Annotated in this window: 8 protein-coding genes; 2 read left to right on the forward strand and 6 right to left on the reverse strand. The window is 73.5% G+C overall.

What is annotated here, in order from left to right; genetic code table 11:
• From VF468_20435 to VF468_20460, 6 genes are all read right to left on the reverse strand, one after another.
• A partial coding sequence (locus VF468_20435; protein ID HEX5880658.1) for a hypothetical protein occupies window positions 1-487 on the reverse strand: 487 nt, incomplete at its 3' end.
• Between the two features lie 158 nt (window positions 488-645).
• Entirely contained in the window at window positions 646-1,014 is a 369-nt protein-coding gene (locus tag VF468_20440) for a sigma factor (GenBank protein ID HEX5880659.1), read from the reverse strand.
• Window positions 1,015-1,094: 80 nt separating this feature from the next.
• Window positions 1,095-1,634 carry an isopentenyl-diphosphate Delta-isomerase gene (gene idi, locus VF468_20445; GenBank protein ID HEX5880660.1) on the reverse strand — a complete coding sequence of 180 codons (540 nt, stop codon included), beginning with the start codon at window positions 1,632-1,634 and terminating at the stop codon, window positions 1,095-1,097.
• A 2-nt stretch (window positions 1,635-1,636) separates the two neighbouring features.
• Window positions 1,637-2,737, reverse strand: coding sequence for a glycine cleavage system aminomethyltransferase GcvT (gene gcvT / locus VF468_20450; protein ID HEX5880661.1), 1,101 nt, complete (start codon window positions 2,735-2,737; stop codon window positions 1,637-1,639).
• Complete coding sequence (locus VF468_20455; GenBank protein ID HEX5880662.1) at window positions 2,734-3,045, reverse strand: hypothetical protein; 312 nt, start codon at window positions 3,043-3,045, stop codon at window positions 2,734-2,736. The genes gcvT and VF468_20455 overlap by 4 nt, the downstream gene beginning before the upstream one ends.
• A gap of 53 nt (window positions 3,046-3,098) precedes the next feature.
• Entirely contained in the window at window positions 3,099-3,563 is a 465-nt protein-coding gene (locus tag VF468_20460; protein ID HEX5880663.1) for a CBS domain-containing protein, read from the reverse strand.
• A gap of 129 nt (window positions 3,564-3,692) precedes the next feature.
• On the opposite strand from VF468_20460, the gene lpdA reads away from it, so the two are divergent.
• Window positions 3,693-5,099, forward strand: coding sequence for a dihydrolipoyl dehydrogenase (gene lpdA, locus VF468_20465; GenBank protein ID HEX5880664.1), 1,407 nt, complete (start codon window positions 3,693-3,695; stop codon window positions 5,097-5,099).
• A gap of 18 nt (window positions 5,100-5,117) precedes the next feature.
• On the forward strand, window positions 5,118-5,306 hold a 189-nt coding region (locus tag VF468_20470; GenBank protein ID HEX5880665.1), incomplete at its 3' end, for a biotin/lipoyl-containing protein.

Consider the following 5,306-nt stretch of genomic DNA (forward strand, 5'->3'; position numbering starts at 1 on the left):
AGGCCTGGCCGCCCGGCAGCCGGCCCCGGACGAACCCGGGCTCGGCAACCTCGCCCAGGTAGTAGGACCCGCCGGTGGCCACCGTCACGGCGAACGGCGGCCAGCTGGCCAGCGCCTTCCGGGCGTGCTCCGGCGAGGCCAGGGTGACGGTGCCCTCGGCGTTCCGCTTGCGCGCGACCCAGTCCGGCGGGTAGCGCAGGCGCAGGTTGTGGGCGGCGTCGGTGTAGGTCTTCCAGCCGGCGGTGGACACGGCCGTGGTGGGCGGCGGCGTGGTCGTGGGGGCGGGGGCGACCGGCCGGGTCGCGCCCCGGCCGCGGAGCGCGACCAGGCCGACCACGGCCGCCAGGACCAGGGCCAGGGCCACGGCGCCGGCCAGGGCCGGGCGGCGGCGGCGGCGGAGGGTCCGCTCCAGGGGGGCGCCCCTGGGGGGTGGCTCGTCGGCCACGGCGGCGGCCATGAGCTGGCGGACCCGGTCCTCGATGGTCATGGGCCGGCCTCCGTGGTGGTGTTGCCGGCGAGGCGCTCGCCGGCGTAGGTGGGACCGAGGCGGTCGCGCAGGCGGGCCAGGCCGCGGTGGGTCCAGGACTTGACCGTGCCCGCCGGGACGCCGAGGAGGCGGGCGACCTCGGCCTCGGGCAGGTCGAGCTAGAAGCGGAGCACGAGCGCGGCCCGCTGGCGGGACGGCAGCCCCTGGAGGGCCTGCCACAGGACCAGGTCGTCACCGCCGAAGTCGGGCTGGTGGCGGTCGTCGGGGTGGCTGGTGAGCAGGTGGCGGGCCTCGACCACGGCCCGGCGGAGCAGCGAGCGGTGCCGGTTGAGCAGCACCTTGCGGGCGTAGGCGGCCGGGCGGTCATACCCCCGGACCCGGGGCCAGACGGCGTAGGTCCGGGCCATCGCGTCCTGGGCCAGGTCCTCGGCCTGGTCCCAGTCGCCGGTGAGCAGGAACCCGACCCGCCGCAGGGGCCAGAACTCGCCGGCGAAGAACTCGCGGAAGTCCGGGTCGTCGCGCGCCATGCCCGTCTAGCCGCGTCGACGGCCCAGCCGGTTGCGCCGGCTTTCGCGCGCCGGCCACTGCCTGCCGGTTGACCCTTGCCTCAGCTCGGCAGCTGCGCGACCTGCTCGACCGACCAGGGGCTGAGGGCCCACGGGGCCGTGGTCGCGACGGCGCGGAAGGCCGCCCAGGGCACCCAGCGCCACTCGGCCACCTCCTCGGGGTCGGGGGTCGGCGGCGGCTCCGGGTCGCCGTCCAGGTGGGCGAAGAACACCGGGCAGACCTCGTTCTCGACCACCCCGTCGGCGGCCACCGCCCGGTAGGCGAACGAGGGCAGGACCAGCTCCATGCGGGCCGGGTGGAGGCCGAGCTCCTGGCCGAGGCGGCGCCGGGCGGCGTCGGCCGGCTCCTCCCCGGGGGCCGGGTGGCCGCAGCAGGAGTTGGTCCACACCCCCGGCCAGGTCGGCTTGCCGAGCGCCCGGCGGGTGGCCAGGAAGCGCCCCCCGGCGTCGAACAGGTAGACCGAGAAGGCCAGGTGCAGCGGCGTGTCCGGCCCGTGGACCCGGGCCTTGGGCATGGTCCCGGCCGGCCTGCCGTCCTCGTCGAGGAGCACGACCAGCTCGGAGGCCACCCCGGTCGCCATGCCTACCTGGGTGAGGACCCGACGAACGGCGGCCGGGTCACCGTCACCTGGCCGCGCTTGCCGCGGACGTCGACCTGGAGCTCGGTGCCCTTGGCGGCGACGTCGGGCAGCACGTAGGCCAGGGCGATGCCCTGGCGCAGGGTCGGCGAGAAGGTGCCGCTGGTGACCTCGCCGACCGGGCGGTCGCCGTCGAGCACGGCCATGCCGTGGCGCGGGATCAGCCGGTCGGCGGCGACGAGGCCGACCAGCAGCCGCTTGGGGCCGGCCTCCTTGCGGGCGGCCAGGGCCTCCCGGCCCCGGAAGTCGCCCTTGTCCATGGCCACGGCCCAGCCGAGCCGGGCCTCGAACGGGTCGGTGTCGGTGGAGATGTCGTTGCCGTGCAGGGCGTAGCCCATCTCCAGGCGCAGGGTGTCGCGGCCGCCCAGCCCGACGGGGACGACCTCGAACGGCGCCCCCCGCTCGAACAGCTCCTCCCATAGCGCCGGGGCGACCTCGCCCGGGACCAGCAGCTCGAACCCGCGCTCGCCGGTGTAGCCGGTGCGGCACACCCGGGCCGGGGCGCCCCGGTATTCGGTGACGGCCATGTGCATGTAGGGCAGGTCGGCGGCCTGGGGGAACAGGCCCCCGACGAGCTGGGGGGCGCGTGGCCCCTGGACGGCGAGCACGGCGACGTCGGGGCGGGGGGTGACCTCGGTGCGGCCGGGGTCGGAGGCGCGGACGGCGTCGGCCACCTTGGGCCAGTTGGCGGCGTTGGGGACCAGCAGCCAGCCGTCGGCCTCGCGGTAGACGATCAGGTCGTCGACGATCGTGCCCTCGTCGGTGAGGCAGAGGGTGTACTGGGCGGCGCCCGGCTCGGCCAGGCGGTCCAGGTCGTTGGAGAGGGCGTGCTGGAGGGCGTCGTGGGCGCCCGGGCCGCGGACCTCGACCTTGCCCAGGTGGGAGAGGTCGAACACGCCCACCGACTCGCGCACCGCCTTGTGCTCGGACATCGTGCCCTGGTACTGGATCGGCATGTCCCAGCCGGCGAAGGCGCCCATCTTGGCCTCGAGGCGCCGGTGGACGGCGTCCAGGGGGGAGCGGTGGAGCTCGCCGTCAGCGGTCACGAGGGGTCCTCCTTGCCGAGGAGGCGGTCGGAGCGCCTGGCCTTGAGGCGGGCGTTGTAGGCGCGCATCCGCTCCGGGTAGCCGACGATCTGCACGTCGTAGACGGGCAGCTGGAGCTGCTTGGCCACCTGCCGGATGACCTGCGGGGAGCCGACCCGGCGGCGGGTCCACTCGCCGTCGGCGGCCACCGCGACCGCGGTGGTGTCGGTGACCATGGTCTCCGGCTCGACGAAGAACTCCACCCCGACCCGGGTGCGGGCGAACTCGCGCAGGGCGTCCAGGTCCTCGGAGGTCGCCTCCCGGTCCATGGAGGCGACCCTGCGGCCGCGGTTGCGCCGGATGCGGAGGTTGTCGAGGAAGCTCAACTGGGGTTGCCGGCGGCGGTGTCGACCGGGTGGACGATCGACAGGACCTGACGGGACACGTCCAGGTGGGGCAGCTCGGTCGCCTGGGCCATCTCGCGGACGCTCCAGCGGACCACGTCGCGGATCGAGACGATGCCGACGATCTGGTCGTCGGCGATCACCGGCAGGTGCCGGATCTTGGCCTGGGTCATCTGGCTGGCCGCCTCCTCGACCGAGGCGTCCGGGGCGATCGTGTACAGGTCGCCGATGAGGGCCTCGTGGGCGGCCACGTTCTTGGGGTCCTCGCCGGCGCCGATGACCTTGAGGATGTCGCGCTCGGTGAGGATGCCCAGCACCCGCTCCTCCTCGAGGACGATCACCGAGCCGATGCCCTTGGCGTCCATGAGGCTGGCCACGTCGGCGACGTTGTAGTGCGGGCCGACGGTGACGACCTCCTTGGTCATGACCTCCGAGACCTCCACGAGGCGGTCCTCCTTTCAGCGACGCCAGAGGGTCCGGCCGGGCCGCCATCAGCGCCCCGGCCTCTGCCTCTGAGCCTACTCCTCGCTAGACTCAGCCGGGGAAGCCCTACCCTAAAGGAGCCGACGGCCATGGCGGAGAACTCCTACGATGTCGTAGTCCTGGGGAGCGGCACCGGCGGGTACTCGACCGCGATCCGGGCGGCCGGCCTGGGCCTCACGGTCGCCCTGGTGGAGAAGGAGGACCGCTGCGGCGGGACCTGCCTCAACTGGGGCTGCATCCCGACCAAGGCGCTGCTGCACGCCGCCGAGGTGATGGACGGCGTCCACGAGGCGTCCGAGCGCTGGGGCATCAAGGCCACGGTCGAGTCGATCGACTACTCGGCCACGGTGGCCAACCGCGAGGACATCGTCACCAAGAACGTCAAGGGGCTCGAAGGGCACCTGAAGAAGGACGGCATCGCGATCGTCCGCGGGCGCGGGCGGGTCACCGGGCCGCGGACCGTCGACGTCGAGGGGACCGGGGAGCTGACCGCGGGCCGGGCCCTGGTCCTGGCCACCGGCTCCCAGCCCAGGTCGATCCCCGGCCTGGAGATCGACGGCGAGCGGGTGATCAACTCCGACCACGCGCTGAAGCTCGACTACCTGCCCAAGTCGGTGATCGTGCTCGGCGCCGGGGCGGTCGGGGTCGAGTTCGCCTCGTTCTGGCGCTCCATGGGCGCCGAGGTGACGATCGTCGAGGTCCTGCCCGGCCTGGTCCCGCTGGAGGACGCCGACAGCCAGCGCGAGCTGGCCCGGGCGTTCAAGAAGCGCGGCATCACCTCGATGGTCGACACCAAGCTGGAGGACGCCAAGGTCACCGACGAGCAGGTCACGGTGACGGTCAAGGACGCCAAGGGCAAGGCCTCGGAGGTGTCGGCCGAGCTGCTGCTGGTGGCCACCGGCCGCGGCCCGGTCACCAAGGACCTGGGCTACGAGGAGCTCGGGGTCAAGCTGGACCGGGGCTTCGTCGTCCCCAAGCGCTGGGAGACCCTGGAGACCGACGTCGAGGGCGTGTACGCGGTCGGCGACCTGCTGCCCCCGCCGTCGCTGGCCCTGGCCCACGCCTCGTTCGCCGAGGGGATGCTGATCGCCGAGACGGTCGCCGGCCAGTCCTCGCCGCCGATCGATTACGCCGGCATCCCGCGGGTCACATTCTCCACGCCGGAGGTGGCGTCGGTCGGCCTCACCGAGGCCCAGGCCAAGGAGCAGGGACACGAGGTGGTCGTCAACAAGTTCCCCTTCAACGCCACGGCCAAGGGCCTGATCCACGGCCAGGGGGGCATGGTCAAGGTGGTCGCGGCCAAGGACGGTCCCGTGCTCGGGATCCACCTGGTCGGCGCCCGGGTCACCGACCTGGTCGCCGAGGCGATGCTGATCTACAACTGGGAGGCGCTGCCGATCGACGTCGCCCAGTACATCCACCCGCACCCGACCCTGTCCGAGGCGCTCGGCGAGGCGCACCTGACCCTCGCCGGACGGCCGTTCCACCAGCTCTGAGCCGGGAGACGATGGTCAATGGCGACACCAGTCAAGATGCCGGAGCTCGGTGAGTCGATCACCGAGGGCACCATCACCCGCTGGCTCAAGCAGGAGGGCGACCAGGTCGAGGCCGACGAGCCCCTGTTCGAGGTGTCCACCGACAAGGTCGACACCGAGGTCCCCTCCCCCGTCGCCGGGGTCCTGAAGTCGATCAAGGTCCAGGCC

The organism is Actinomycetota bacterium, from assembly GCA_036280995.1.
Taxonomy (GTDB): Bacteria; Actinomycetota; CALGFH01; order CALGFH01; family CALGFH01; genus CALGFH01.

Bases quoted from the DNA above. Each gene is read 5' to 3' on its own strand.
- VF468_20440 (HEX5880659.1), bottom strand. From the start codon at position 1,014: ATGGCGCGCGACGACCCGGACTTCCGCGAGTTCTTCGCCGGCGAGTTC.
- idi (HEX5880660.1), bottom strand. From the start codon at position 1,634: ATGGCGACCGGGGTGGCCTCCGAGCTGGTCGTGCTCCTCGACGAGGAC.
- VF468_20455 (HEX5880662.1), bottom strand. From the start codon at position 3,045: ATGGACCGGGAGGCGACCTCCGAGGACCTGGACGCCCTGCGCGAGTTC.
- lpdA (HEX5880664.1), top strand. From the start codon at position 3,693: ATGGCGGAGAACTCCTACGATGTCGTAGTCCTGGGGAGCGGCACCGGC.